The sequence below is a fragment of the Embleya sp. NBC_00888 genome (genome assembly GCF_045207655.1).
In the GTDB taxonomy this organism is placed as follows: domain Bacteria; phylum Actinomycetota; class Actinomycetes; order Streptomycetales; family Streptomycetaceae; genus Embleya.
The window spans coordinates 3,366,923-3,392,992 of sequence record NZ_CP108785.1; the positions used below are offsets into that span (position 1 = coordinate 3,366,923).

The 26,070-nt window shown below is 72.9% G+C and carries 24 protein-coding genes; 20 read left to right on the forward strand and 4 right to left on the reverse strand.

Annotated features, from left to right (window positions below; translation table 11 throughout):
• Window positions 1–21 precede the first annotated feature (21 nt).
• From OG948_RS49035 to OG948_RS49065, 7 genes are all read left to right on the forward strand, one after another.
• Window positions 22–276: an acyl carrier protein gene (locus tag OG948_RS49035; protein WP_331771528.1), complete on the forward strand. Its 255-nt coding sequence runs from the start codon at window positions 22–24 to the stop codon at window positions 274–276.
• A 1-nt stretch (window position 277) separates the two neighbouring features.
• Entirely contained in the window at window positions 278–763 is a 486-nt protein-coding gene (locus tag OG948_RS49040; RefSeq protein WP_331771529.1) for an SRPBCC family protein, read from the forward strand.
• A gap of 110 nt (window positions 764–873) precedes the next feature.
• Window positions 874–1,206 carry a TcmI family type II polyketide cyclase gene (locus OG948_RS49045; protein ID WP_331771530.1) on the forward strand — a complete coding sequence of 111 codons (333 nt, stop codon included), beginning with the start codon at window positions 874–876 and terminating at the stop codon, window positions 1,204–1,206.
• Between the two features lie 144 nt (window positions 1,207–1,350).
• A complete protein-coding gene (gene accD / locus OG948_RS49050; RefSeq protein WP_331771531.1) occupies window positions 1,351–3,060 on the forward strand; it encodes an acetyl-CoA carboxylase, carboxyltransferase subunit beta in 1,710 nt (569 codons plus the stop codon).
• Window positions 3,057–3,680, forward strand: a complete 624-nt coding sequence (locus tag OG948_RS49055; protein WP_331771532.1) for a biotin/lipoyl-containing protein — start codon at window positions 3,057–3,059, stop codon at window positions 3,678–3,680. Before accD ends, OG948_RS49055 begins: the two co-directional genes overlap by 4 nt.
• Before the next feature lie 66 nt (window positions 3,681–3,746).
• The gene (locus OG948_RS49060; RefSeq protein ID WP_331771533.1) at window positions 3,747–5,138 is read left to right on the forward strand and encodes an acetyl-CoA carboxylase biotin carboxylase subunit; all 1,392 of its coding nucleotides are present in this window, start codon (window positions 3,747–3,749) and stop codon (window positions 5,136–5,138) included.
• A 41-nt stretch (window positions 5,139–5,179) separates the two neighbouring features.
• The gene (locus OG948_RS49065) at window positions 5,180–6,214 is read left to right on the forward strand and encodes a right-handed parallel beta-helix repeat-containing protein (protein WP_331771534.1); all 1,035 of its coding nucleotides are present in this window, start codon (window positions 5,180–5,182) and stop codon (window positions 6,212–6,214) included.
• Between the two features lie 99 nt (window positions 6,215–6,313).
• Here OG948_RS49065 and OG948_RS49070 read toward each other — a convergent pair whose 3' ends face one another.
• Entirely contained in the window at window positions 6,314–7,795 is a 1,482-nt protein-coding gene (locus OG948_RS49070; RefSeq protein ID WP_331771535.1) for a multicopper oxidase family protein, read from the reverse strand.
• Window positions 7,796–8,040: 245 nt separating this feature from the next.
• On the opposite strand from OG948_RS49070, the gene OG948_RS49075 reads away from it, so the two are divergent.
• Window positions 8,041–8,364 (forward strand): chaplin, encoded by a 324-nt coding sequence (locus OG948_RS49075; RefSeq protein ID WP_331771536.1) that lies wholly within the window; start codon window positions 8,041–8,043, stop codon window positions 8,362–8,364.
• A 166-nt stretch (window positions 8,365–8,530) separates the two neighbouring features.
• Here OG948_RS49075 and OG948_RS49080 read toward each other — a convergent pair whose 3' ends face one another.
• Together OG948_RS49080 and OG948_RS49085 are read right to left on the reverse strand one after the other, a co-directional pair.
• On the reverse strand, window positions 8,531–9,352 hold the full coding sequence (locus OG948_RS49080) for an SAM-dependent methyltransferase (protein WP_331771537.1): 822 nt from the start codon (window positions 9,350–9,352) through the stop codon (window positions 8,531–8,533).
• Between the two features lie 451 nt (window positions 9,353–9,803).
• Window positions 9,804–10,583, reverse strand: coding sequence for a hypothetical protein (locus OG948_RS49085; RefSeq protein ID WP_331771538.1), 780 nt, complete (start codon window positions 10,581–10,583; stop codon window positions 9,804–9,806).
• Between the two features lie 605 nt (window positions 10,584–11,188).
• On the opposite strand from OG948_RS49085, the gene OG948_RS49090 reads away from it, so the two are divergent.
• The 12 genes from OG948_RS49090 (at window position 11,189) to OG948_RS49145 (ending at window position 24,837) form a co-directional block, all read left to right on the forward strand.
• Window positions 11,189–12,166 (forward strand): LD-carboxypeptidase, encoded by a 978-nt coding sequence (locus OG948_RS49090; protein ID WP_331773555.1) that lies wholly within the window; start codon window positions 11,189–11,191, stop codon window positions 12,164–12,166.
• Complete coding sequence (locus OG948_RS49095; RefSeq protein WP_331771539.1) at window positions 12,163–13,029, forward strand: aminodeoxychorismate lyase; 867 nt, start codon at window positions 12,163–12,165, stop codon at window positions 13,027–13,029. The genes OG948_RS49090 and OG948_RS49095 overlap by 4 nt, the downstream gene beginning before the upstream one ends.
• A 263-nt stretch (window positions 13,030–13,292) precedes the next feature.
• Window positions 13,293–14,606, forward strand: coding sequence for an ATP-grasp domain-containing protein (locus OG948_RS49100; RefSeq protein ID WP_331771540.1), 1,314 nt, complete (start codon window positions 13,293–13,295; stop codon window positions 14,604–14,606).
• Window positions 14,603–15,433 (forward strand): Rossmann-like domain-containing protein, encoded by an 831-nt coding sequence (locus OG948_RS49105; protein WP_331771541.1) that lies wholly within the window; start codon window positions 14,603–14,605, stop codon window positions 15,431–15,433. The genes OG948_RS49100 and OG948_RS49105 overlap by 4 nt, the downstream gene beginning before the upstream one ends.
• Window positions 15,430–16,599: a cysteine synthase family protein gene (locus OG948_RS49110; protein WP_331771542.1), complete on the forward strand. Its 1,170-nt coding sequence runs from the start codon at window positions 15,430–15,432 to the stop codon at window positions 16,597–16,599. Before OG948_RS49105 ends, OG948_RS49110 begins: the two co-directional genes overlap by 4 nt.
• Window positions 16,596–17,648, forward strand: coding sequence for a dipeptide epimerase (locus tag OG948_RS49115; RefSeq protein WP_331771543.1), 1,053 nt, complete (start codon window positions 16,596–16,598; stop codon window positions 17,646–17,648). Before OG948_RS49110 ends, OG948_RS49115 begins: the two co-directional genes overlap by 4 nt.
• Window positions 17,645–18,982: an MFS transporter gene (locus OG948_RS49120; protein ID WP_331771544.1), complete on the forward strand. Its 1,338-nt coding sequence runs from the start codon at window positions 17,645–17,647 to the stop codon at window positions 18,980–18,982. Before OG948_RS49115 ends, OG948_RS49120 begins: the two co-directional genes overlap by 4 nt.
• The gene (locus OG948_RS49125) at window positions 18,979–19,773 is read left to right on the forward strand and encodes a class I SAM-dependent methyltransferase (protein ID WP_331771545.1); all 795 of its coding nucleotides are present in this window, start codon (window positions 18,979–18,981) and stop codon (window positions 19,771–19,773) included. Before OG948_RS49120 ends, OG948_RS49125 begins: the two co-directional genes overlap by 4 nt.
• A gap of 54 nt (window positions 19,774–19,827) precedes the next feature.
• Complete coding sequence (locus OG948_RS49130; RefSeq protein WP_331771546.1) at window positions 19,828–21,432, forward strand: ABC transporter substrate-binding protein; 1,605 nt, start codon at window positions 19,828–19,830, stop codon at window positions 21,430–21,432.
• Window positions 21,429–22,382, forward strand: a complete 954-nt coding sequence (locus OG948_RS49135) for an ABC transporter permease (RefSeq protein WP_331771547.1) — start codon at window positions 21,429–21,431, stop codon at window positions 22,380–22,382. Before OG948_RS49130 ends, OG948_RS49135 begins: the two co-directional genes overlap by 4 nt.
• A gap of 53 nt (window positions 22,383–22,435) precedes the next feature.
• Window positions 22,436–23,236, forward strand: coding sequence for an ABC transporter permease subunit (locus tag OG948_RS49140; protein ID WP_331773556.1), 801 nt, complete (start codon window positions 22,436–22,438; stop codon window positions 23,234–23,236).
• A complete protein-coding gene (locus tag OG948_RS49145) occupies window positions 23,233–24,837 on the forward strand; it encodes an ATP-binding cassette domain-containing protein (RefSeq protein WP_331771548.1) in 1,605 nt (534 codons plus the stop codon). The genes OG948_RS49140 and OG948_RS49145 overlap by 4 nt, the downstream gene beginning before the upstream one ends.
• Here the strand turns inward: OG948_RS49145 and OG948_RS49150 are convergent.
• Window positions 24,739–25,872, reverse strand: a complete 1,134-nt coding sequence (locus OG948_RS49150; RefSeq protein WP_406300683.1) for an NADH:flavin oxidoreductase — start codon at window positions 25,870–25,872, stop codon at window positions 24,739–24,741. The two genes, OG948_RS49145 and OG948_RS49150, sit on opposite strands and share 99 nt — an antisense overlap.
• Window positions 25,873–26,070: the final 198 nt, after the last annotated feature.

Sequence of the window (26,070 nt, forward strand, 5' to 3'; positions counted from 1 at the left end):
CCCCCCGAAAGGAAGTCTGCGATGAACGGACCATTCACCTACGAGGAACTCGCCGCGCTGATGAAGTCCTGCGCCGGCGTCACCGCCGATCCGGACCACATGAGTCGCCCGGACGCGACGTTCGAGGAGTTCGGACTCGACTCGCTGGGCCTGCTCGGGATCGTCTCCGAAGTGGAGCGGCGCTACAAGTTCCCGCTCGGCGCGGACGCGGACCAGTGCAAGACCCCGCGCGAGTTCCTGGAAACCACCAACTCCCAACTGACCTCTGGAGTGTGACATGGCCGGGCATACCGACAACGACATCGTGATCGCGGCCCCGATCGACCTGATCTGGGACATGACCAACGACGTGGAGCACTGGACGGATCTGTTCAGCGAGTACGCGTCGGTGGAGATCCTCTCCCGCGAGGACGCCAAGGTCACCTTCCGCCTCACCATGCACCCGGACCGGGACGGCAAGGTGTGGAGCTGGGTGTCCGAGCGCGAGGCCGACCGCGAGACCCGCACGGTGTGGGCCCGCCGGGTGGAGACCGGGCCGTTCGCGCACATGCACATCCGCTGGGAGTACCACGAGGTCCCCGGCGGCGTGCGGATGCGCTGGGTGCAGGACTTCGCGATGAAGGAGACCGCCCCGGTCGACGACGCGTGGATGACGGACAACATCAACCGCAACTCGCGCGTGCAACTGGAACTGATCCGGGACAAGATCCAGCAGCGCGCCCGGGAGATGGGCGGCGAGCCCGCCGCCGCGCGCACCTGGTGACCCGCGCGTCGTCGACGGCCCGGCCGACGACGACGCGCCCCGTCGGCGGGGCCGCGCGCTTCGCGACCCCGCCGACCACCCCACCCACTCACCGGGAAGGACCCGTACGCATGCACCGCACCCTGATCGTGGCCCGGATGAAGCCCGAATCGGCAACCCGGATCGCGGACATCTTCGCCAACTCCGACACCGGCGAACTCCCGCACCTCGTGGGCGTCACCGGCCGCAGCCTGTTCCAATTCGGCGACCTGTACCTGCATCTGATCGAGGCCGACCGCCCGCCCGGGCCCGCCGTGGCCAAGGTCACCGGACACCCGCAGTTCCGCGACATCAGCGAACGACTGGCCCAGCACGTGAACGCGTACGACCCGGAGACCTGGCGGTCGCCGCAGGACGCGATGGCCCGCGAGTTCTACCGCTGGGAGCGCAGCACGACCGAGTAGCGCAGCGACCTGGGGCCCGTACGCGAACTCTCGCCCCCGGAGCCCGCCTTCCGCGGGTCCCTGTCGCTCCGCAGCCCTTGCGTCCAAGGCCCCGCGCCGCACGGCCCCATCGTCCAAGGCCCCTCCGTCCAAGGACCTGCCCCCATGATCGAGACCGACCTCGGGCCCACCGTCCGCACCCGACCCGACTGGGTCAAGTGCGGGCGCTGCGCCGAACTCGTATACGGCAAACGCTTCACCCGGGACCTGCGGGTGTGCCCCGACTGCGGTGACCACGCCCGGCTGACGGCGCGTCAACGCTTGGACCAACTCCTCGACCCCGGCTCCGAGACGCCGCTGACGGTCGGCCCCACCCCACCCGACCCGCTGGGCTTCGTGGACTCGCGCCCCTACCCGGAACGACTGGCCGAGGCCCGTGCCGAGACCGGGATGGACGAGGCGGTGCTGTGCGCGCGCGGCACCATCCACGGCCGGCCGGTCGTGGTGGCCGCGATGGACTTCCGCTTCATGGGCGGCAGTCTGGGCTGCGCCGTGGGCGCGCTGGTCACCGAGGCCGCCGACGAGAGCCTGCGCACCCGCACCCCGCTGCTGCTGGTCACCGCCTCGGGCGGCGCCCGCATGCAGGAGGGCGTGCTCTCGCTGATGCAGATGGCCAAGACCGCGTACGCCCTGGCCGAACTGCACGAGGCCGGCGTCCTGGTGTTGTCGCTGATCACCGACCCCACCTACGGCGGCGTGGCCGCGTCCTTCGCCACGCTCGCCGACGTCATCCTGATCGAACCCGGCGCCCGGCTCGGCTTCGCCGGCCCCCGGGTGATCGAACACACCATCGGCGAACGGCTGCCCACCGGCTTCCAGACCGCCGAATTCCTGCTGGAGCACGGCATGGTCGACGTGATCGTGCCCCGACCGGCGCTGCGCGCGACCTTCCGGCAGTTCCTCGCCCTGGACGAGCCCCGCGAGGAGCGTTCCGACGACGTGCCCGCCGAGACATCCGCCCCGCCCGAGTCCTCGGCGCACGCGTCGGACGAGGGCGACCCGTGGGAGGCCGTCCGGCTGGCCCGGCACCCGGCCCGCCCCACCACGCTCGACTACGCGAGCCGACTGCTGGACGACTTCCACGAGTTGCACGGCGACCGGATCGGCGCCGACTGCCCCGCCGTGGTCGGCGGCATCGGCCGGCTCGACGGCTTGGCGGTGATGCTGATCGGACACCAGAAGGGCGGCGACAACCTCGCCGAACGCCAACACCGCAAATTCGGCATGGCCACCCCGGCGGGCTTTCGCAAGGCCGCCCGACTGATGCGACTCGCCGCCAAGCTGGGCCTGCCGGTGATCACGCTGGTGGACACACCCGGGGCCAACCCCGGGCCGGACGCCGAACGGGACGGACAGGCGGTCGCCATCGCGGAGAACCTGCGCCTGATGGCCCGGCTGCCCACCCCGATCGTCACCGTGATCACCGGTGAGGGCGGCAGCGGCGGCGCGCTCGCCCTGGCGGTGGCCGATCGGGTGCTGATCGGCGAGCACGGCGTCTACTCGGTGATCAGCCCCGAAGGCTGCGCGGCCATCCTGTGGAAGGACCCCTCGGCCGCACCCGCCGCGGCGGCGGCGCTGCGCATGCGCCCCCGCGAACTGCTGCGCCTGGGCGTGGTCGACCGCATCGTGCCCGAACCCCCCGGCGGCGCGCACACCGACCCGGGCCGGGCCGCCGCGCTGCTGCGCGCGGCCCTGATCCCGGTCGTCGAGGAACTGCTCGCGCTGGACGAGACCCGGCTCCTGCGCGAACGCGGTGAACGATTCCGGAGCTTCGGCGTCACGCCGGATACCCGTGCCGAAGGAAGTGCGTCATGACCCCACCCCACGGATCCGCCGAAGCGCGCGACGCGCACGCCGGCGAGCACCTCAACAACCACGCCGGCTACGCGGACGAACGGTGGGTCAAGCCGCTGAACCCCGCACAGCCGCACCCGCAGTCGCCCCCGCAGGTCTCGGGCGACGAGCCGCGGCAGACGCGCACCGGTTCGGTGCCGCCGCGCCTGATCCGGTTGCGCTGCGGCGACACCACCCTCGAGATCGAGTGGCCCGAACCCGCCGCGACGGGCGGCGCGGCGCACGCGGCGTCCGGTGACCCCGTCGCCACCACGCCCGTCGAGGAGCGGGTCGAGCCGGACGGCGGACGGCGGTTCGTCTGCGCGCCGATGGTCGGCACGTTCTACCACGCCCCCGAGGTGGGCGCGAAGCCCTTCGTCCGCGTCGGCGACACCGTCCGGCCCGGTCAGACGGTGGGCATCCTGGAGATCATGAAGATGATGAACACCGTCACCGCCGACGTGTCCGGGAAGGTGGTGGAGGTGATGGTGCCGGACGCGCACCCGGTGGAGTACCAGCAACCGCTGATCGCGATCGAACCGCGCGCGGTGGGCCCGGACGGGAGCGCCGATCACGCATGCGGTTCCGACCGCACCCCCTGACGCGAGTCCCAGTCCGGGCCGTCGCGGTCCGAACACCCAGCGCCGACATCGACCGAGGTGGTCCACGTGTTCTCGACCGTGCTCATCGCCAACCGGGGGGAAATCGCCCTGCGGGTGGCCCGCACCTGCCGCGAACTCGGCATCCGCACCGTGGCCGTGTACTCGACCGCGGACCGCGATTCCGCCGTGGTGCGCTTCGCCGACGAGGCCGTGCACATCGGCCCGCCACCCGCCCGATCCAGCTACCTCAACATGCCGGCGATGATCGAGGCGGCCCGAAGCACCGGCGCGGAGGCGATCCACCCGGGGTACGGATTCCTGTCCGAGGACCCCGACTTCGCCGAGATCTGCGAGGCGCACGGGATCACCTTCATCGGGCCGCCGCCGCAGGTCATGCAGCGCCTGGGCGACAAGAGCGAGGCGCGCGCGGTGATGGCCGCGGCCGGGCTGCCGGTGCTGCCGGGCAGCGACGGCGCGTTGACGTCGCCGGTCGAGGCGGCCGAGATCGCCGCCCGGATCGGCTACCCGGTGATCCTCAAGGCGGTCGCGGGCGGCGGCGGTCGCGGCATGAGCGTGGTGCGCGACCCGGACGAACTGGCCTGGGCGTACCAGGACACCCGCGCCCGTGCGCGGGCCGTGTTCGGTGACGAACGGCTCTACCTGGAGCGGTACATCGACGACGCCCGGCACGTCGAGGTCCAGGTGTTGTGCGACCGGCACGGCGGCGCGGTGCACCTGGGCGAGCGGGACTGCTCGGTACAGCGGCGGCACCAGAAGCTGGTCGAGGAGTCCCCGGCCCCGCACCTGCCGGCCGAGGTGCGCGACGCGATGTGCGCGGCGGCGCTGCGCGGCGCGTCCGCCGTCGGCTATGTGGGCGCCGGGACCTTCGAGTTCGTGGTCACCCCCACGCACCATTTCCATCTGTTGGAGATCAACTGCCGGATCCAGGTGGAGCATCCGGTGACCGAGATGGTCACCGGCGTCGACATCGTGCGCGAACAACTCACCATCGCCGCCGGCGCGCCGCTGACCTTCGGTCAGGAGGATGTGGTGCCGCGCGGAGTGGCGATCGAATGCCGGATCAATGCCGAGGATCCCACCCGCGGGTTCGCCCCGACTCCCGGTCGGCTCACCGAGTTCGTGCCGCCCGGCGGACCGTGCGTGCGGATCGACACACACGCGTACCCGGGCTGGACGGTGGGGCCCGATTACGACTCGCTGCTCGCCAAGGCGATCGTCTGGGCGCCGGACCGGGATCGGGCCATCGCGCGCGCCGAGCGGGCGTTGGGCGAGTTCCGAGTGGCCGGCGGCGGCGTGCACACCACCCTGGACTTCCTGCGCGGGCTGCTCGCCCACCCCGTGTTCCGCGCGGGCGAGCACACCACGGGGCTCGTCGAAACGATGACCTCCGATGTCGCCGAGACCGCCCCGGCTCGGCCGCCCGTACCCGTTTCCTGAACCGTTTCCCATCCCTCTCCCACGAAGGCAGATCAGCGCTCATGCACGTACAACGGCTGCTTCCCCTCGCCGGCGTCACCGCCCTGACCGTGCTGGGCTCGATCCTGGCACCGGTCGCGCACGCGGACAATCGGCACGTGGTCCATCCCGGCGAATCGATCCAGGCGGCGGTGGACGCGGCCGCGCCGGGGGACATCATCGAGGTGTTGGCCGGCACCTACCCCGGCAGTGTGCTCATCGGCACGGACGGCCTGACGATCCGCGGCGCGGGCGAGCGTACGGTGATCACGCCCGGCGAGTCGACGGCGAACGCGTGCGCGGCGGCCGGACACGGCATCTGTGTGTTCGGCACGGCCGAGGATCCGGTGTCCGACGTGCGGATCCAGTCGCTGGCGGTCACCGGCTTCGGCAAGACCGGGGTGATGGGCAACGCCACCGAAGGCATGCGGGTGCGCCGGGTGTTCGCGCACGACAACGGCGAGCACGGGATCGGCCAAGAGAACTCCACCCGCGGCGCGTTCACCGACAACACCACGAACGACAACGCCCAGGCGGGGCTGTTCCTGGCCGACACCGCCGACGCCCTGGGCGCGAGCATCGCCCGCAACCACGCGTCGGGCAACCGGCTCGGCGTGCTGATCCGGCGCGGGCGCGAGTTGTCGATCGAGTACAACGAGCTGACCGGCAACTGCGCCGGGGTGTTCGTGGTCGGCGACGAGACGCAGCCGGTCGCCGGGTCGCTGGCGATCCGCCGCAACCGGATCGACGAGAACAACAAGTATTGCGAGGGGAATTCGAGGCTGGCGTACATCCAGGGCTCGGGCATCGTGCTCACCGGTGCCCAGGAGACCCGGGTGACGGACAATCAGGTCCGGGACAACCGGGGCGAGTCGCCGATGTCCGGGGGCATCGTGATGGTGCCCAGCTTCGCCGGCGGCCCGACCACGAACAACGTGATCCAGGACAACGAGGCGTTGCGCAACGAGCCGGCCGACCTGGCGAACCGGGACGGCAAGGCGGTCAACACGTTCACCGCGAACGTGTGTGGCCGCTCGGAGCCGGAAGGGCACTGCTGACCGGATGCGATGCCCGGCGTCGGCACCGGACTCGGTGCCGACGCCGGGCTCGACCATTTCGACTCCCGGCGCAGGCAGGGGACTTGGTGGCGGCCGGAATCAGCCCGCCCCCGACATGCCCCCCATGGACGGATCGGGTGCGGCGGGTGGGGTGTCGCCGTAGCCCAGGGTGGCCATCATGCCCAGCTCACTGTGGTACAGGTTGTGGCAGTGCAACATCCACTCGCCCGGGTTCTCGGCGAGCACGTCCACCGTCACCCGCTCCCTCGGACGCACGATCACGGTGTCCTTGCGAGGGCCCCGGCCCTCGTCGCCGCGCACCTGGAAGGTGTGCCCGTGCAGGTGGACCGGATGCCACATGCGGGTCGCGTTGGTGAAGGACAGTCGGACCCGCTCGCCGACGGCGACCGGCACCCGCAGCGGCGTCACGTCCGGCGCGGCGGCCGTACCGAGCGTCCAACCCGTCCCGTTCCTGCCGTGGCCCAGCACGAGATCCACCGCACGGGCGGGCGCGTCGCCCGGGTCCACCGACGGGTCGGCGACCAGGTCGGCGAGGGTGAGCAGGCGGCGATCCAACTCGGGTACCGCGACCGAGGGATCGGGGGCGTCCCCGCCCGAGGTACGCACCACGGCGAACGCCCGGGCGTCCTTGCCCTCGGCCGCGGCGACCAGCGGGAACACCCCGTCGGCCAGGGTCACCAGCACGTCGTAGCGCTCGCCCATCCCGATCAGCAGCGTGTCCACGGTGACCGGCAGCACCGGGAACCCGTCGGTGTGGGTGACGGTCAGCCGGTGATCGCCCAACGCGACCCGGAACGCGGTGTCCGCCCCGGCGTTGACCAACCGCAGCCTGATCCGCCGACCGGGGCTGTCGGTGAACACCTCGGGGGCCTGCGGTGTGCGGCCGTTGATCAGGTAGTGCGGGTAGTCGATGTGACCCGCCGTCCCGCCCAGCAGCGTGCTCCGTAGGGTGCGGGCCGGCCGGGGCGTGTCGCGGATCGTGCCCAGTTCGGTGTCCGGGTCGGTGCCGGTGCCGTCGAGCCAGTCGTCGAGGACGACCGTCCACTCCGCGTCGTAGCCGAGCGGTTCGGCCGGGTCCTCGACCACGAGCACGCCGTACATCCCGCGGTCGAGTTGGGTGCCCACGTGCGAGTGGTAGAAGAACGTGCCCGGATCGGGCGCGGTGAAGCGGTAGTCGAAGGTGTCGCCGGCCGCGACCGGGACCTGGCTGAGTCCCGGGGCGCCGTCCATCGCCGCATCGATCCGCACGCCGTGCCAGTGCACCGTGGTCTCGTGCGGCAGGCCGTTGCGCAGCCGAGCGGAGACCGTGCCGCCCGCGGTGACCCGGATCTCCGTGCCGGGCACCCGGTCGCCGTACGCCCACGTGCGCACGGTACGCGAGCCCAGGTCGACGGTGACCGGCGCCGCGTCGAGCGGCACGGCGGCGTCGGCGACGAGGATCGCGGGTCGCGGCGCGGCGCCGGTGCGCAGCGGCGCCCGGGTGCCGGCGCCGAGCAGGGCGACGCTGCCCACCGCGCCGAACAGCAGGGCGCGGCGGGTCGGGTGGGACGGGACAGGCACGGTGCGGCCCTGCTTCCTGGAGTCGGCTCGCGATGAGGCTTCCCCCGCCGGTGGGACCGGCGTGGTTCGGCGGTGAGTACCCCGCGCCGGCCGCGCCGAACACGCCGGCCGGACTCGGCGCCCGCTGCGTCCGGGCGGGTGCCGCCACCCGGGTGAAACCCGCGAATCAGCAGTTGCCCGGGCGGGATTCGGCTCGTTGCACCGGACGTCGCGCCACCCGCGGCGCCATCCGAAACGGAGATCACATGAACACGTTCAAGAAGACCGCGGCCGTGGCCGTCGGCATCACCGCGCTCGTCGTGTCGGGCGCGGGCGTCGCCAACGCCGGTTCCGAGGCGAAGGGTGCGGCCGTCGGCTCGCCGGGCGTGCTGTCCGGCAACAACCTCCAGGTGCCGATCCACGTGCCGATCAACATCTGCGGCAACAGCCTCAACCTGCTCGGCTTCTTCAACCCGACGGTCGGCAACGTCTGCGCGAACATCGACGGCGACCACGACAAGGGTGGCCACGAGGGTGGGCACGCCCAGCACCAGGCCCCGCAGCAGCACGGCGGCGGCCACCAGGGCTGACGCGTCGGCGCGGCTCGTCCTCCGGCGATAGCGCTCGACACCGCTGAACCGGCGGCCCCTCCGATACGGACGGATCCGAGGGGCCGCCCCGGCCGGACCGATCGACACCCTCCTCGACGGTCCGGCAGTCTCTCCCCGGCACGTGTGGCAGCTGTGCTCGCGGCGACTACGGCTTGCGGCCCACCGCGCCGTACATGGCCACGTCCGGGGTCTTGTCACCCGCATCGGGCCGCCACCGGGAGCAGGAGACGACGCCGGGTTCCAGCAACTCCAGGCCGTCGAAGAAACGTTCGATGGCCTCGGGTGAGCGCTGCTTGAGTTTGGGCGTGCCGTGCGCGTTCCAGAACGCCACCGCGTCGTCCACGTCCGGCGGTGCCGGTGGACTGGTCACCGTGTGCGACAGCGCCAGGTGGCTGCCGGAGGGAAGCGCGTCCAGCAGTCGACGGACCGTCCCGTACGCCTCGTCGTCGTCGTTGACGAAGATGATCACGCCGAGCAGGACGAGTGCGATGGGCTGGTCGAAGTCCAGCGTCTTGGCGGCGCGGACCAGGATCTCGTCGGCGTCGCGCAGGTCGGCGTCGATGTAGCGGGTCGCCCCCTCCGGGCTGCTGGTGAGCAGGGCCCGGGCGTGCACGAGGACCAGCGGATCGTTGTCGACGTACACGATCCGCGATTCCGGAGCCACGGCCTGGGCTATCTCGTGGGTGTTCCCGGCGGTCGGCAGTCCCGTGCCGATGTCGAGGAACTGACGGATGCCCAGATCCTTGGCCAGATGGCGGATCGCTCGGCCCAGGAACTGCCGGTCGGCGAGGGCGTAGTCGCGCGTTCCCGGGTGGATCGCGGCGATCTGATCGCCGGTCTCGCGGTCCACGGGGTAGTTGTCCTTGCCGCCCAGCCAGTAGTTCCACACGCGGGCGGTGTGCGCCACCTCGGTGTCGATCTTCCGCTCTGGTAAAGCCGATTCTGCGTCGAGTATGGACTCGGACACGAACTCTCATCTCCGGATGCCGTGTGGGGTGGTCCAGGCCAATCTAGGGGCCCATACACCGGGCCGGCAGGCGTCTCGGTGAACGTTTCATCACGTTGGGCAAACCTTCCGAGCGGCGACACCCGACGCGTGCCGGCCGGGTGGGGCAGGGGTCGTCGGGTCGCGCCGGGGCGGCATCCGTCGTGGGGCGACAAGGGCGCCGCCGAGCCGGTTCGGTCGGGACGGATCGGTCGGGTCGCCGAGGTCAGGCCTTCTTCTCCGTGTAACGGAACTCCCGGCCGCAGGTGAGGGGTTCGGGTAGGTGCTGCTGGACGGGCAACCGGATCCGCATGAGTTCCACCGCGGGACCGCGGATGTTCCGCATGTGGGCGACACCGCCGGCCCGACGTTGCCCCGGGGGGCGGTGTCGGGCCGGCGGTGGTCGGTGAATCCGGGGGTTCCCGGAGGTGATTCAGGCGCCGGGGCCGGTGAACAGGCCGCGACCGGCCTTGATCGCGCGGCCGGCCTTGACCAGACCCTCCGTGGACGTACGCACGCTCTCCATGCGGCTCTTGGTGGCGGTCTCACCCAGGGCCTCGGTGAGCTGACGGACGTTCATGGGTTCGCCGGTGCCTTCCAACAACGCGGCGATCTCGTCGCGCAGGTGGGAGCGGACCGGGCGAGCCGCCGCCGGTTCGGGCGCGACCGGCTCGACCGGTGCGACCGGCTCGACCGCTGCGACCGACTTGGCCACCTTGGCCGGAGCCGCCTTCGCGCGGGTGGTCTTCTTCTTGGCGGCGGGCTTGGCGGCGGGCTTGGCCGCGGGGGCCTTGCGCGCCGACGCGGCCTGTATCCGCGTCTTTTCCTTCGTTGCCGGAACCGTCTTGCGCTTGCGACGCGTGGCCGGAGCGGGAGCCGGCGGTTCCTCCGCGACGACTTCCTCCGCCGGCGCCTCCTCGACCGGAGCCTCCTCGGCCGGGGTTTCCTCGACCGGAGCGACCTCGACCGGCGCCTCCGCGACGGGCTCGGCCTCGACCGGAGCGACCTCGACCGGTGCGACCGGGTCGGCCTCGGCTCGGGGCAGCGGCACCAGCGGGCGGATCAGCGCGAGGTGCTCCACCGCGCTCAGCCGGGCCGCCAACTGCCGTTCCACATCTGCCAGTTCATCGCGCAGCCGGTCTCGCTTCCCGGCCAGTTCACTTGCCTCCTCTTCCAAAGAAATCCGCAGTTCGTCCACAGACGATGCGACCATCCGGCGACTCCTTCTCATGCCACTGGGACGCTGGAAGGGCGAACGCGACCCGTTGTCGGGGCGGCCATGTACCCTTCCGGCGGGTGGGGACTTCCCACCCGCACTGCGCCCATGATCCACCGAAACCCGTTTCCATGGGGCGGCGGTATCCAAGTGTGATGAACTCAGGCCTCCGATGGTGTAGGGAAGCCGGCTTCGTGAACGGGTTTTTCCGGGGTCGCGGCGGCGGGTGTTCCGATGGATTCGGCGACTTCCGCGGGCGCGCGGGCGCATGCGCGAACGCCGTCGGCGAGCGACCTCGACGAGTGGCGGTCGCGATCAGGGCGCGCGATGTCACCCGCCCGCTCGGGTCATCCGGGCCGGGCGCGGAGGCCATTCACTCGATGAGATGAACGCGGGCTGGTTGCCCCGGTCACGCTGGGCATGATGCGAGGTATGAAGGCTGAACGGACGACCCACGACGGGACGGGCCATGACCTGGCCAAGCACGACCGGCGCGCCTCGCGCGGGGAACGAGCAGGGACGCCTCCGTGGTTGTCGGAGGTGGTCGCGGGGGCGCGGCGATCGGGGCCGGCGGCCGATTCCGACCGAGGGCGGGGCTCGTGGTGACGCGGCCGGTCGAGCCTGATCCGTTGTCGCCCGGCGGGCGGGCGTCGCGTCGACCGCGTCGGCTGCGGCCGGGCGACCGGGTCGCGGTGGTGTGCCCGGCCGGTCCGGTCGAGGCCGAACGGTTGCGCGCGGGATGCGCGGTACTGGCCGACCTGGGGCTGGAGGTGGTGCCGGGCGCGCACGTCCTCGACGGGCGGGGGCCGGGGTATCTCGCCGGCACCGACCGGGATCGGGCGCGCGACCTGGAGGACGCGTGGCGGGATCCCGATATCGACGCGATCGTCTGCGCGCGCGGCGGCTACGGTGCCGCGCGGATACTCGACCTGCTGTGTTGGGAGTCGATGGCGGCGGTGGAGCCGAAGGTCTTCCTGGGATCCAGCGATGTCACCTCGCTGCATGCCGCGTTCGCCGCCCGGTTGGGTGTGGTCACCCTGTTCGGGCCGATGCCCGCCACCGCCGGGTTCGGCGCGGTGGACGGCGTACCGCCCGACGCGGCCACCCTCGCCCACCTGCGCGCGACCTTGTTCAGCCCGGAGGACGCGATGGAGTTGGGCTCCGCGGAGGCCCGTTCCCTGGTGGCCGGTCGTGCCCGCGGGGTCACCACGGGTGGCACGCTGAGTCTGGTGGCCTGCTCGCTGGGATGCCCGGAGGCGTCGTCCGCCGGCGGCGCGATCGTGCTGTTCGAGGACATCGGGGAACAGCCCTATCGCATCGATCGCTTGCTCACCCAACTGCTGCGCTCGGGATGGTTCGCGGGGGTGGCCGGGATCGCGACCGGGAGTTGGATGGACTGCGGGCCGATCGAGCAGATCGAGGCCGTGCTCCGCGATCGACTGGCGCCGCTGGGCGTCCCGGTGTTGACGGGGCTGGACTTCGGCCACGGGCGGCGCCAACTCACCATGCCCCTGGGCGTCGAGGCCGACCTGGACGCGGACGCGGGTACCCTGACGCTCACTTCGGCGGCGTTGCGGTGACCGCCGCGCCGGAGCCGCCCGCTCCCGCCCCGGGGACGCTGGTACGCCTCGACGGAAGCGTCGCCGACCGTGCCCGACCGGCGCTGCGCGCCGACGACCTGGGGGCGCTGCGTGGGGACGGCGTCTTCGAGGCGTTGTCGGTGCTCGACGGTCGACCCAGGCACCTGGACGAACACCTGGCCCGACTGGCCGATTCGGCCGCCGCGCTCGGGTTGGCGGCGCCGGCCGCCGACGCGTGGCGGCACTGCCTGGCCGTCGCGATCGAGCGGCACGGCGCGGTGGGCGAGTGCTACGCGCGTCTGGTGCTGACTCGGGGACCGGAGGGCGGCGGCCCGCAGACCGGCTACGTGTTGGTCGACCCGATCCCGGCGAGCACCTGGCGGGCGCGCGCCGAAGGGGTGCGTACGGTGACCCTGACCCGGGGTGTCGTCACCGCCCCGCCCGCGCGGGCGCCGTGGTTGTTGGCCGGGGCCAAGACGTTGTCGTACGCGGTCAACACGGCCGCCCTGCGGTGGGCCCGTGCGCACGACGCGGAGGACGCGATCTTCCTGACCGAGGACGGCACGGTCCTGGAGGCGCCGACGGCGGCCGTGCTGATCGCGAAGGGGCGCAGGCTGCTGACGCCGGCGCTCGACCTGGGCATCCTGCCGAGTATCACGCTGCGTCGGCTGTTCGACGCGGCGGCGGGCGCCGGATGGGAGTGCGGCTTCGCGCGATTGTCGGTGGCCGATCTGCGCGCCGGGGACGGGGTGTGGCTGATCTCCAGCGTCCGGCTCGCCGCGCGGGTGACCGCCATCGACGGCGTGCCGTGTCCGCCGTGCGCGCGGCACGACGAGATCGTCGAACTGGTGCGGGCGGGCTGACGGGGCGGCCTGGGCCGATTCGGTCCGGTCACTCCCTCGCCCGCTCCGCCCTGGCTTGCTCCGTCCCTGTCCGAGGTGGCCCGGCGCAGGGCTGGTGTGGGCGTTTCGGGGCTGTTCCGGGCTGTTCCGGCGCGGCTCGATGACCACCATAACTGAAAACGACTTTCATTAGTCAAGCATTGATAATGAAAACCATTCCCGATACGGTGCGGCGGGTCGACGCTCTGCGAGAGAGCCGTCGCCGCAGTCGGAGAGGGAGTTCGGTGGGTCATCTGCTGGTTGTCGAAAGCTGGGTCGGGGCGATGAGCAGGCTGCTGCCCAGAGCGATCCACGAGGGCGGGCACGAGTTCACCTTCCTGACCCGGGACCTGCACCACTACCTGCGCTCGACGCCGAACGGAGCGCGCCCCGGGTCCGACGTGGCCCCCCATCCGCTGCTGGCCGCGCGCAACATCGTCACCGCCGAAACCAACGACACGGCCGAACTGCCGTCCCTGGCGGAGCGGCTGCACGAGGTGTTCGGCTTCGACGGGGTGGTCTCCGCGTGCGACTACTACCTGCCCGGCACGGCCCGGATCGCCGCTCGGCTGGGCCTGCCGGCCCCCGACCCGGTCGCGGTCGAGGCGGCCTGTCGCAAGGACCTGACCCGGGTGCGGCTGGCCGAGGCGGGCGTGCCCGGCCCGCGCTTCGCGTTGTGTCGGGACCGGGAGCAAACCCGGACCGCCGCCCGGGAGATCGGCTATCCGGTGGTGGTCAAGCCGGTGGACCTGTGCGCCGGAATGCTGGTGCGCAAGGTGCACGACGACGCCGAGGCGGCGCACGCCCACCGGGCGTCGGTCGACTTCCCGGTGAACGCGCGCGGACAGGAACGCGTGCCCGTCGTGCTGGTCGAGGAGTTCCTCACCGGCCCCGAGGTCAGCGTCGAGACCGTCACCTTCGACGGGCACACCCACGTGGTCGGCGTCACCGACAAGAGCCTGGGCGGCGCGCCGTGGTTCGTCGAGACCGGGCACATGTTCCCGGCGGCGGTGGACCCGGACCTGGCCCGGGCCGCCGCGGACACCGCCGTGCGGGCCGTCGAGGCGCTCGGCCTGGACCACGTGGTCGCGCACACCGAGATCAAGCTGACCCCGGACGGCCCGCGGGTGGTGGAGGTCAATCCGCGACCGGCGGGCAACCGCATCACCGAACTGGTCCGTCACGTCACCGGCGTCGACCTGGTCGCGGCGTGCGTGGACGTCGCCCTCGGCCGACGACCCGACCTCGCCGAACGCCCGACCGGGATGCGCAGCGCGGCGATCGGCCTGCTGCTGCCGAACGAGCAGGACCTGCCCGCGGGTGGCGAGGGCACGCTCGTGGGCATCGACGGCGCGGACGCCGTCCGGCACCGACCCGACGTGGTCGAACTGACCCTGACCGAACCGGGCCGCGCGGTGCGTGCCGCGACCAGCAACAACGACTACCTGGGCCACGTGATGACCGCCGACACCGAAGGCGGCGCCGCGCGCGAGTCGGCCGAGTGGCTGCTGTCCCGACTGCGTCCGCGCTACGCGGACCCGACGGTGGTGTCCGGATGAGCGCGCCCCGGTCCCGACCCGTGCGCTCGTTGGACGAGTTGCTCGCCCGGGTCGCCGCCGGCCGGTACGGACCCGACCCCGCCGGGGAGCGGGTGAGCACCGCGTTCCGCACCATCCAGGCGGTTCGGCACACCGGGCGCTCCGGCGGCTATCGCAACGAGGTGCTCAGCCTGCGACTGGGCGCGGCGGTCGGCTCGTGCGCGGCCGAACCCGGCACGCTGCCCGCCGACACGATCGACGACTGCGTGGGGGCGAGCGTGGCCGAACTCCTGGCCCACCCGCTCGCACCGGTCCGGATCGCCGCGCTGGACGCCTACCTGATGCGCTGCCGTCCGCACGCCGCCGAACACGGCGCCCGATCCCACCCGTTGCCCGCCGGCACCTCGTTGGAGAAGTCGCGGGCCCGGGCCCACGCGGTGGTGGAACTGCTGCCGGTGGAACGCCCGGGCACGGTCCTGGTGGTGGGCGTGGTCAACTCGCTCCTGGAACGGCTGCGCGCGCTCGGCCTGCGCTGCGTACCGTGCGACCTCAAGGGCGGCACGACCGAGTGGGGCGAGCCGATCCGCCGCGACGCGAACGCGGAACTGGCGTACTGCGACGCGATCCTGGCATCGGGGATGACGCTGGGCAACGGAACCTTCGAGCCGCTGCGCGCGCATGCCGCGAGCACCGGCAAGCCGCTGGTGATGTTCGCCCAGACCGGCAGCGCGGTGCTGCCGCTGTTCCTCGGCGCCGGAGTGAGCGCGGTGTGCGCCGAGCCGTACCCGTTCTTCTGGCTGGACGGCGGCCCGGGAATCGTGCACCGGTACGGCGAGGGTGCCTCGTGAATACCGTTCCCGCACCGCGTCCCGCGCCCGGCCCGGCCGAGGCGGTCGTCGCGAACCCCGACCTGCTGGCGCTGCTCGGCCGGACACCGCTCGTCCGGATCGGCACCGCACTGCCCTGTCCGCAACCCGGCTTCTGGGCCAAGCTCGAATACCTCAGCGCGGGCGGCATGAAGGCGCGCGCCGCCGTGTCGATGCTGCGCGGCGCCCGGCGGCGCGGCGAACTGCGCCCCGGCGCGCTGGTGGTCGAGTCCACCTCGGGCACGCTGGGCGTCGGACTCGCCTTCGCCGGCCAGGCCCTGGGTCACCCGGTACGGCTCGTCTGCGACGGTGAACTGGAGCCGTCCATGCGGCAGTTGCTGCGGGCCCACGGTGCCGCGCTGGAGGTGGTGGATCGACCCGCGAGCACCGGCGGCTGGCAGGCGGCCCGGCTGGCCCGGGTGCGCGAGATCCTGCGCGGCACGCCCGACGCCTATTGGCCCGACCAGTACAACAACCCCGACAACCCCTCGGGGTACGCCTCGATGGCGGCCGAACTGGTCGACGGCCTGGAGCACGTGGACGTGCTCGTGTGCAGCGTGGGCACCGGCGGGCACAGCGCCGGGCTGATCGGACCGCTGCGTCGGCGCTGGCCCGCGCTGACCGTGATCGGCGTCGACTCGGTCGGCTCGACCATCTTCGGCCAACCCGCGCGGCCTCGGCTGATGCGCGGACTGGGCAGCAGCATCCATCCGCGCAACGTCGCCCACCACGCGTTCGACGAGGTGCACTGGGTCGGCCCGGCCGCCGCCGTGGACACGTGCCGCAGGCTGGCCCGAGGCAGCTTCGTCAGCGGCGGCTGGAGCACCGGGGCGGTCGCCCTGGTCGCCGCCTGGGCGGCCCGGGTACACCGGGGCGCGACCGTGGTCGGCGTCTTCCCGGACGGTCCGCACCGCTACCTCGGCACCGTCTACGACGACGACTTCTGCCGCACCCACGGCCTGGACCATGCCGTCGTCCCCACCCATCCGGTGGAGATCCTGCACCCGCGCGCCGTCGAGGTCGCCGGCTGGGCCCGCTGCCGCAGGGTCGACGATCCGCGACCATCCCGGCGCACACCCGCGCCGCCGACCCCGCAGGCGCCGATGTCCGCGCCCGCACCCGAGACCGCGACCCGAGGAACGGCATGAGGCTCACGTGGCGCACCGCGCGTCTGGAACTGGCCGAACCGCTGCGCATATCGCGCTCGGTGACGGCGAGTCGCGACGCGGTGTGGGTGACGATCGAACACGAGGGCGGGTACGGCAGCGGCGAGGCGCTCGGCAGCCCGCGGCTCGGCCTGTCGGCGAGCACCATCGTGGCGGCGCTGGAGAGCGTGGCCCGGCCGTGGCTGGCGCGCTTCGCCGAACCCGAGAGCGCCTCGGCGCTCCTGGACACCGCCGCTCCCGACGGCCTGCCCGCCGGTGTCCTGGCGGCCCTGGACGCGGCCCTGTGGGATCTCGTCGGCAAGCGTGCCGATCGACCCGTCCACCGACTGCTCGGCGCCGACCGGGCGCCCGCCGCCGCGACCGCCCGCACCATCGGCATCGTCGAGCCCGAGCGCGCCGGGACCCAGGCGGGCCGGCTGGCCGCGCTCGGCTTCACCGTCCTGAAGATCAAGGCCGGCTCGCCCGACCCCGTCCACGACCTGGACCGGGTCGCGGCCGTGCGGGCGGCGGCCCCGCACGCCCGGCTGCTGCTCGACCCCAACGGCGGCTGGACCGAGGCCCGCACCCTGGATCTGCTCCCGCGCTTCGCCGCGCTCGGCGTCGAGGCCGTGGAACAACCCATCGCACCCGGGCGACCCGACCTGCTCGCCCGGATCGCCCGACACGCGCCGATCCCGGTGATCGCCGACGAGGACGCGGTCACCCCCGAGGACGTCCTGCGGCTGGCCGGCCGGGTGCCCGGAGTCAACCTGAAACTCGCCGAATGCGGCGGCGCACGCGCCGCGTTGCGCCTGGTCGAGGCGCTGCGCGGAAGCGGCACCGAGATCATGTTCGGCTGCCTGACCGGCAGTTCGCTGGGCCTGGCGCCGGCCGTGCAGATCCTGGACCGGGCCCGCTGGGTCGACCTGGACGGCCACCTGCTGCTGGCGCACGACCCGTGGACCGGGATCGGCGGCCTCGACGGCACCGTACGCGCCGCCGACGCCGCCGGCCTGGGCGTGCGACCCGCACCCGCGCGGGAGCGCCGATGAGGACCCTGCGCGCGGTGGCGAGCTTCCCGCTCGCGGTGCGCCTGCTCCTGGTCAACCAACTCGGCGTGAACACCGGCTTCTACCTGCTGATCCCCTACCTCGCCACCCATCTCACCGACGACCTGGGGCAATCGGCGGCCGTGGTCGGCATCGTGCTGGGCGTGCGCAACCTCAGCCAACAGGGCCTGTTCGTGGTCGGCGGCTCCGCGGCCGATCGGCTCGGCGCACGCGGGGTGATCATCGCCGGATGCGCGCTGCGCACCGTGGGATTCGCGTTGTTCGCGCTCGGCGACGGCCTGCCGATCCTGATCGCGGCGGCCGTGCTCAGCGGCCTCGCCGGGGCCCTGTTCAACCCCGCCGTACGCACCTATCTCGCGCAGGAGGCGGGCGAACGCAAGGCGGAGGCGTTCGCCCTGTTCAACGTGTTCGCCACCACCGGCGCGCTGCTCGGCCCGCTGCTGGGCAGCCTGCTGCTCCTGGTGAACTTCACCACCGCGGCGCTCACCGCGGCGGCGCTGTTCGCCGTGCTCACCCTCGCCCAGGCCGCCGTACTGCCCGCCCGGCCGGTCCCCGCGCCACAGGGATCGGTGCTCGCCGACTGGCGCGAAGTCCTGGGCAACCGCGCGTTCGTGGCGTTCTCGATCGCGATGGCCGGAATGTACGGCCTGCAGACGCAGCTCTACCTGCTGCTCCCGGACGGTGTGCGGCACGCCACCGGGCGCGAGAGCGCGGTCGGCCTGCTCTTCGTGATCGGCACCGCGGCCAATCTGCTCCTGCAACTGCGGATCACCCGGTACCTACAGGCGCGCGGCGACCGGGCCCGCTGGATCGCCGCCGGAACCGCGCTGATGGGCCTGGCCTTCCTCCCGCCGATCCTGGTGGCCGGCGGCACCGGACCGGACGGGGCCGCGGACGCGGTGCTGCGCCTGCTGCCGCTGCTCGCGGGCGCGCTGCTGCTGCACGTCGGAGTGATGATCGCCCAGCCGTTCGTGCTCGAACTCATCCCCGCGTTCGGCCGCGAGGGGCTGACCGGAACCGGATTCGGGCTGTTCTACGGGGCGTCCGGGATCGCCGCCGCCGTGGGCAACGCCGGGATCGGATGGGCGATGGACAGCGGTGCGCGCAGCGACCGCGCGTGGTTGCCGTGGGTGTGCTGCGTGTTGCTCGGGTTGGGCTCGGCCCTCGCGGTCGCCTGGCTGCACCGCAGGGGCGCGCTGCCCACGCCGCCCACGATCGTCGCCGAGAGGCGGGCGACCCCGCCCGCCGGCGCCGCCGAGGAGCCCACCACCGCGCCCGTCGGCGACCGCCCCCGAGCCGAGAGCGAGCCGCGATGAGCACCCGCAACCTCCTCACCGACACGCCGGAACTCTACGAACGGCGCTTCCCCGATCCGGACCGGGTCGCGGCCCGCTGGACCGAGGAGACGCTGCGCCGCCACGGGGCCGGGCCGCGCGTGCTCGACGTCGGCTGCGGCACCGGGCGGGACGCGGCCTGGCTGCACCGGCACGCGGCGCGCGAGGTGGTCGGCATCGACACCTCGGCGGCGATGCTCGACCACGCCCGCGGCCGGCACCCCGGCCCCGACTACCGCCTTGCCGACATGCGCGACTTCGACCTCGGCCGCACCTTCGACGCCGTCGTCTGCCTGGACAGCGCCCTGCTGTACTGCCACGACAACGCGGAACTGACCGCGTTCCTGGACCGGTCCCGGCGACACCTGGCGCCGGGCGGCCTGCTGATCGCCGAACTGCGCAACGGCGCCTACTTCCTGCGCGGCGCGGACGGCGCCCGGCAACCGGCGACACCCCGCGTGGACACCGTCGTGCACGACGGCGTCACTCACACCTCGCACACCACGCTGTGGGTCGACCACGCGGCGCAACTGCTGCGCCGACGCCGGGTGTGGACCTCGGACCGGGGCACCCCGCCCCACGCGCAGTACTCCGCGTGGCGGCTGCTGTTCCCGCAGGAACTGCGGTACTTCCTCACGGTCGCCGGGTTCGAGGTGCTCGCCCTGTACGACCGCCCGGGACCGCGCACCGACCCGCCGTGGACCGAGGGCGCACCGCCGGCGGACAGCGCCGACTCGGACCGCTTGCACGTGGTCGCCCGCCGGCTCGACTGACACCCCGCCACAGCCCCACCACCATCGCCATCACCATCACGGAGAGCACAACCCATGAGTCGCACCAGCCCTGCCATACCGTTCGGCGAGCGCCCGCCCGGCACCTCGCGTCGCGTCCTCCTCGCCGCCGGCGGCGCCGGAGCGCTGACCCTGGCGGTGAGTTGCGCGAGCGGCGGATCGGCCGACCCCGGCCCGCGCGCCGCCGGCGCCCAGGCCGAGGGCACCCCCAGGCGCGGCGGCAGACTGCGCGCGGCCTTCCCCGGCGGCGGGGCCAACGAAAACCTCGATCCGCACCTGGCCAATCTGTTCGTCGACGTGGCCCGGGCCAAGGCCCTGTTCGACAAACTCGCCGACTACGGCGCGGACCTGGCCCCGGTGCCCCGGCTGGCCGCCGGCTGGGAGGCGGACCCGGGCCTGGTCACCTGGCGGGTCCGGCTGCGCCCGGCCGCCTTCCACGACGGCCGGCCGGTCACCGCCGAGGACGTGCTGTACAGCTTCCGCCGCATCGCCGACCCCAAACGGGCGTTCCGCGCGAAGGCCTCCCTGGAACCGATCGACCTGGACGCCAGTTCGGCCCCGGACCCGAGCACGGTGGAGTTCCGCCTCAAACGGCCCTACGCGGAATTCCCCAACACCCTGGCCGCGTTCGGCGCCTACATCGTGCCCAAGGACACGGACTCCTTCGAACGACCGGTGGGCTCGGGCCCGTTCACCTTCGTCTCGTTCAAGCCCGGGAGCTCGCTCCTGCTGCGGCGCAACGAGAAGTACTGGGAAGGAGCGCCGCACCTGAACGAACTGGAGTTCGTGGTGGCCGGCGAGGAGTCGGCGCGCACCAACGCGCTCCTGGGCGGACAGGTCGAGTACGCACACGAGTTGAATCCGGCCACCGCGCGCGTACACGAGGGCAAGGGCCGGATCACCGTGCTGCGGCTGCGCAACAGCGCGATGCAGGGCTTCGTGATGAAGACCGACCGGCCGCCGTTCGGCGACCCCAGGGTCCGGCAGGCGTTCTTCCTGATCGCCGACCGTCGCGAACTCGTCGACGGCGCGCTGTCGGGCGCCGGCGAGGTGGGCAACGACCTGTTCGGCAAGGGATACCGCTACTACGCGGCCGGTATCCCGCAGCGCACCCAGGATCTCGCCAAGGCCCGCGAGCTGTTGCGCGAGGCGGGCGCGGAGGGACTGCGGGTCACCCTGGACACCGCGCCGGCCGCCACCGGATTCGTCGAGGCGGCCGGCATCTTCAAGGAACAGGCCGCCAAGGCCGGGGTGACCGTCGAGGTCCGGGTCGGCAACAAGGACACCTACTGGAAGGACATCCTGACCGGCGGCACCCTGGCCTCCTACCGCTCGGGCGCGATGCCCATCGAATCCCACGTCTCCCAGCGGCTGTTGAGCGGATCCACCACCAACGCCACGCAGTGGCACGCGAAGGACTTCGACGACCTCTACCAGCAGATCCAGTCCACCCACGACGAGGGCTTGCGCACCGCGCTCTACGAGCGCATGCAGCGCCGACTGCACGCCGAGGGCGGCTTCCTGATCTGGGGGTTCGCGGACTGGATCGTGGCCACCGCGAACCGGGTGCGCGGGGTGGCGGTGACCGCGCCCGCCAACACCCTGGACTGGGCCCGATTCGACCGGGTCTGGCTCGCGTGAGCCCGGACCGGAGCTGGCTGAGCCGCCGACTGCTGCTGGGCGTGGGGCAGACGGCGGCGTTGGTCGTACTGATCTTCGCGCTCATCGAGGCGCTACCCGGCGACGCGGCGGTGGCGCTGGCCGGCGACCAGCCCGATCCCGAACGGATCGCCCGGATCCGCGAGTCCATGGGCCTGGACCGCTCCGCCGCCGAACGACTGCTCGACTGGTGCGGCGCCCTGGCGCGCGGCGATCTGGGTACGTCGCTGATCTCCGGCCGACCCGTCACCGACCTGCTCGCCGACGGGTTCGGCCCGACCCTGACGCTGGCCGGTGTCACCACGATCCTGCTGGTGCCGCTGTCGGTGGGGCTGGGCGTGCTCGCCGCGCGCCGCGAGGGCGGTCCGCTGGACCGGACCGTGAGCGCGCTGACATCGGCCGTGCACGCCGTCCCGGAGTTCGCCCTGGGGGTGTTGCTGACCACGCTGTTCGCGCTGCGCCTGGGCTGGTTGCCGCCCACCGCCGTCGGCACCGGCGGCGATCTGTGGGCACACCCGGCCGTGTTGGTGCTGCCGGTGCTGGTGTTGCTCTCCCGGCCGGTGTGCACGATCAGTCGCCTGGTGCGGGCGGGCATGATCGACGCGATGGCGTCGCCCTACGTCGCGCACGCCCGGCGGCAGGGCCTGTCCGCGGCCCGGGTGCGCTGGACCCACGCCCTGCCCAACGCGCTGGCCCCGGCGGGCCAGCAACTCGCCCGGACCTGCGACTGGTTGCTGAGCGGCGTGATCGTGGTCGAGGCCCTGTTCGTGATCCCGGGACTGGGCACGGTGCTGATCGACGCGGTCGCGGCGCGCGACATCCCGGTGGTCCAGGGCCTGGCGGTGGTGTTCGGGGTGGTCACCGTCGTGGTCAACCTCGGCGCCGACCTGGTCACCCGCCGACTCGCCCCGCGTGCGGAGGCGGCGGCATGAGCGACCTCGCCGCCCGGGACGGGCTTCGCGACGGGATCGACTCCCGCCGGCGGATGGCGTGGCGGTACGCGCTCGCGCTGGGACTGATCGCCGTGCCCCTGCTGTTCGCGGTGCTCGGGCCGCTGTTCGCGGGTGCGCCCGAATCTCGGGCCGTGTCCTTCACCACCGGCCGAGGGCACTGGCTGGGCACCGACTTCGCCGGTCGCGACGTCTGGCGACAGGTGTTGCTGGGTGGGCGCTCGGTGGTGGTCGTGGCGGTCGCCGCGACCGTGCTGGCCTATCTGGTGGCGATCCCGCTGGGGTTGGCCGCGGCGTTGACCGGACGGAGTTGGCTCGCGGAACTGCTGATCCGCCCACTGGACGTGCTGCTCGCGGTGCCCTCGCTGCTGTTCGTGCTGCTGGTGGCCGCGCTGTTCCGCCCGGGACCGGGCGAACTGGTGCCGGTGGTGGCCCTGGTGACCGTGCCCGACGCGGCACGCGTGGTGGTCTCGGCGGCCACCGAGATCGCCTCGCGTCCGGTGGTGGAGGCGCTGCGGATGCAAGGCGAGTCGTGGTGGCGGATCGCCGTCGGCCACGTCGCCCGGTCGATGCGGCGTACCCTCGCCGCCGACCTGGGCACGCGGCTGGCGGGAGCGCTGTACCTGGTGGCCACCGCCGCGTTCCTGGGCGTGGGCGTGGCACCGGATGCCGCGGACTGGGCGGTGATGGTGGACCGCAACCGGGTCGGCCTGTTCCTCCAGCCGTGGGCGGTGGTGGTACCCGCGGCGCTGATCGTGGCGCTGTCGATGGGCACGAATCTGCTGTTCGACGCGGCGCTGCAAGGCCCCCGAGAGCGGACGGGAGAGCACCGATGAGTGATCCGGAGCCGGTGGTGGCGGTATCCGATTTGCGGGTGGAGGTCGGCGGGCGGGCGATCGTGGACGGGGTGAGCCTGACCGCGCGTGCCGGGCGGATCACCGCGCTCGTGGGCGCGTCCGGCAGCGGCAAGACCACCACGGGTCTGGCCCTGCTCGGCGAATTCCCGCCCGGCGCCCGGGTGACGGGCGGGATACGGGTCGCCGGGGAGGGTCCCGTGGGCTACATCCCGCAACATCCCGCCGCCGCGCTCAACCCGGCCCGTCGGGTCGGGGCGCTGCTGCGCGACATCGCCCGGCCGGCGGGAGGCGGGCGCGCCGCGATCCGGGCGCGGGTCCACGACGCGCTGCGAGCGGCTCGGATCCCGGATCCGGAGGAGACGGTGCGGCGTTTCCCGCATCAACTCTCCGGTGGGCAACAGCAGCGGGTGCTGCTGGCCCAGGCTCTCCTGCTCGGGGCCCGCGCCGTGGTCGCCGACGAGCCCACCACGGGGCAGGACGCGCTCACCAAGCAGGGGGTGGTCGAGCGGTTGGCGGCGGTGGCCGGACAGGGCATCGCCGTGATCCTGCTCAGCCACGACCTCGACGTGGTGCGCCGACTGGCCGACGACGTGGTGGTGTTGGCGCACGGGCGGGTGGTCGAGTCCGGTCCGCCGGACCGGGTGTCGCTCACCGCGCGGCGGCCGGGCGGGCTCGTCGATCGGCCGAACCGGCCGGTGCCCTCGACCCGGGCGGCGGCCGTGCCCCGCCTCGAGGTGCGCGACGTGGTCGCCCGGCACCGCGCGGGCGGGCGGGCGAGCGCCGTGCTGCACGGGGTGAGCGTGTCGGTGGAAGCGGGCGAATGCCTGGCCCTGGTCGGGCGTTCGGGCAGTGGCAAGACCACCCTGGGGCGCTGTGTGACCGGGCTGCACAGCCGCTACGACGGGCGGGTGCTGCTCGACGGCACGCCGTTGCGACGCAGCCTGCGCGCCCGTACCCGCGCCGAACTGGCCGCCGTGCAATATGTGTTCCAGGACGCGCGGACCTCCTTCGACGAATTTCGGCCGGTGTTCGAGCAGGTGGCCCGCACGGCGGTCCGGTTGCGCGGTGTCGAGCCGGACGCGGCCCGCGCGCAGGCGCTGGACACGCTGGGCGAGTTGGGGCTGCCGGCCGACACGGCGGGCCGCCGGCCGGGCGCGTTGTCCGGAGGCGAGGTGCAGCGCGCCGCGCTGGCTCGTGCGCTGCTCGCCCGGCCCCGGGTGCTGGTCTGCGACGAGATCACCTCCGGGCTGGACGCGCCGACCCGGCTCGCGATCCTGGACCTGCTCGGGCGATTGCGCGAACACGCCGAGCTGAGCCTGGTGTTCATCACCCACGACCTGGCGGCCGCGGGCCTGCTCGGCGATCGCATCGCGGTCCTGGAGCACGGGCGGGTGGTCGAACACGGCCCGGCGCGGCGCGTGCTGACCGAGCCGGCGCACGCTTTCACCGGCCTGCTGGTGCGCGCCGCCGGCGATGTCGGGTCAGTGCAGCGTGCCCAGGAGGGGCCGGGTGAAGGGGGTGACCCGGTCGGGTCTCCCGGTACGGATCTTCTCGGCCCATCCCGGGTCGGCCAGGAGTGAGCGGCCGACGGCGATCAGGTCGAACTCGTCGCGATCGAGGCGGGCGAGCAGACCGTCCAGGTCGGTGCGCGAGTCCTCGGCCCCGGCCAGGGCCCGCATGAAGTCGATGTTCAGGCCGACCGAACCCACCGCGATCGTGGGCCGGCCGGTGAGCTTGCGGGTCCAGCCCGCCAACGTCAGCTCGTTGTCCTCGAATTCCGGCGCGAGGTGGTGGCGGGTGGACGCGTGGAACACGTCCACTCCGGCCTCGACCAGCGGCGTGAGCAGGCGTTCGAGCTCGTGCGGGGTGTGCGCGAGACGGGCGGCGTAGTCGTCCATCTTCCACTGGGAGAAACGGAACATCACCGGGAACGTCGGGGAGACCGCGCCGCGCACGGCGGCGACGACCTCGCGGGCGAGGCGGGTGCGGCCGTGCAGGTCGCCGCCGTACCCGTCGGTGCGCCGATTGGTGGTGCTCCACAGGAACGAGTCGATCAGGTACCCGTGCGCGGCGTGGATCTCGACGGCGTCGAAGCCGCGCCGTTCGGCCTCGCCGGCGGCCCGTGCGTAGGCGGCGATCACGTCGGCCAGATCCGCTTCGCTCATCGCCCGCCCACCGGCGATCGGTCGGCCGTCCGCACCGAGGCCGGAGGGGCCGAGTATCCGGGTGCCGGCGGGTGGCCGCATCCCGTGGTCGAGCCTGGTTCCCACATGCCAGAGCTGCGCCGCGATCCGCCCTCCCGCCGCGTGCACGGCCCGCGCGACGTGTTGCCAGCCCGCGAGAGCGTGCTCGCCGTGGAAGCGGGGCACCCGCTCGCCCCAGCCGGCGGTGGCGTGGTCGATGTACGTGCCCTCGGTGACGATCAGCGCCGTGCCACCGGCGGCGCGGCGGGCGTAGTAGTCGGCGACATCGGCCCCGGGCACCCCGCCGGGCGAGAACCCGCGGGTCATCGGCGCCATCACGATGCGATTGGGCAGTGCCAGGCCGCCGACGGCGAACGGGCGGAACAGCGGCTGGACCTGATCGACGGTCGTGGTCGGCGGGTGGCTGGTCACGTGTTCTCCCTGGGCTGACGACAACGGTGGCCGACGCATGGCCGGCGGCGTCGACGGCCGATGGCACCCATGGCCGACGGCACCCCTGGCGGACGCTTCATGGCCGGCGACGACGCTGCGTACGTTGTATCCGTAGTAGACAATGTACACAGAGGATACGGTGTATTGACAGCGCGTCGCACCCGCACGATGCCCCGG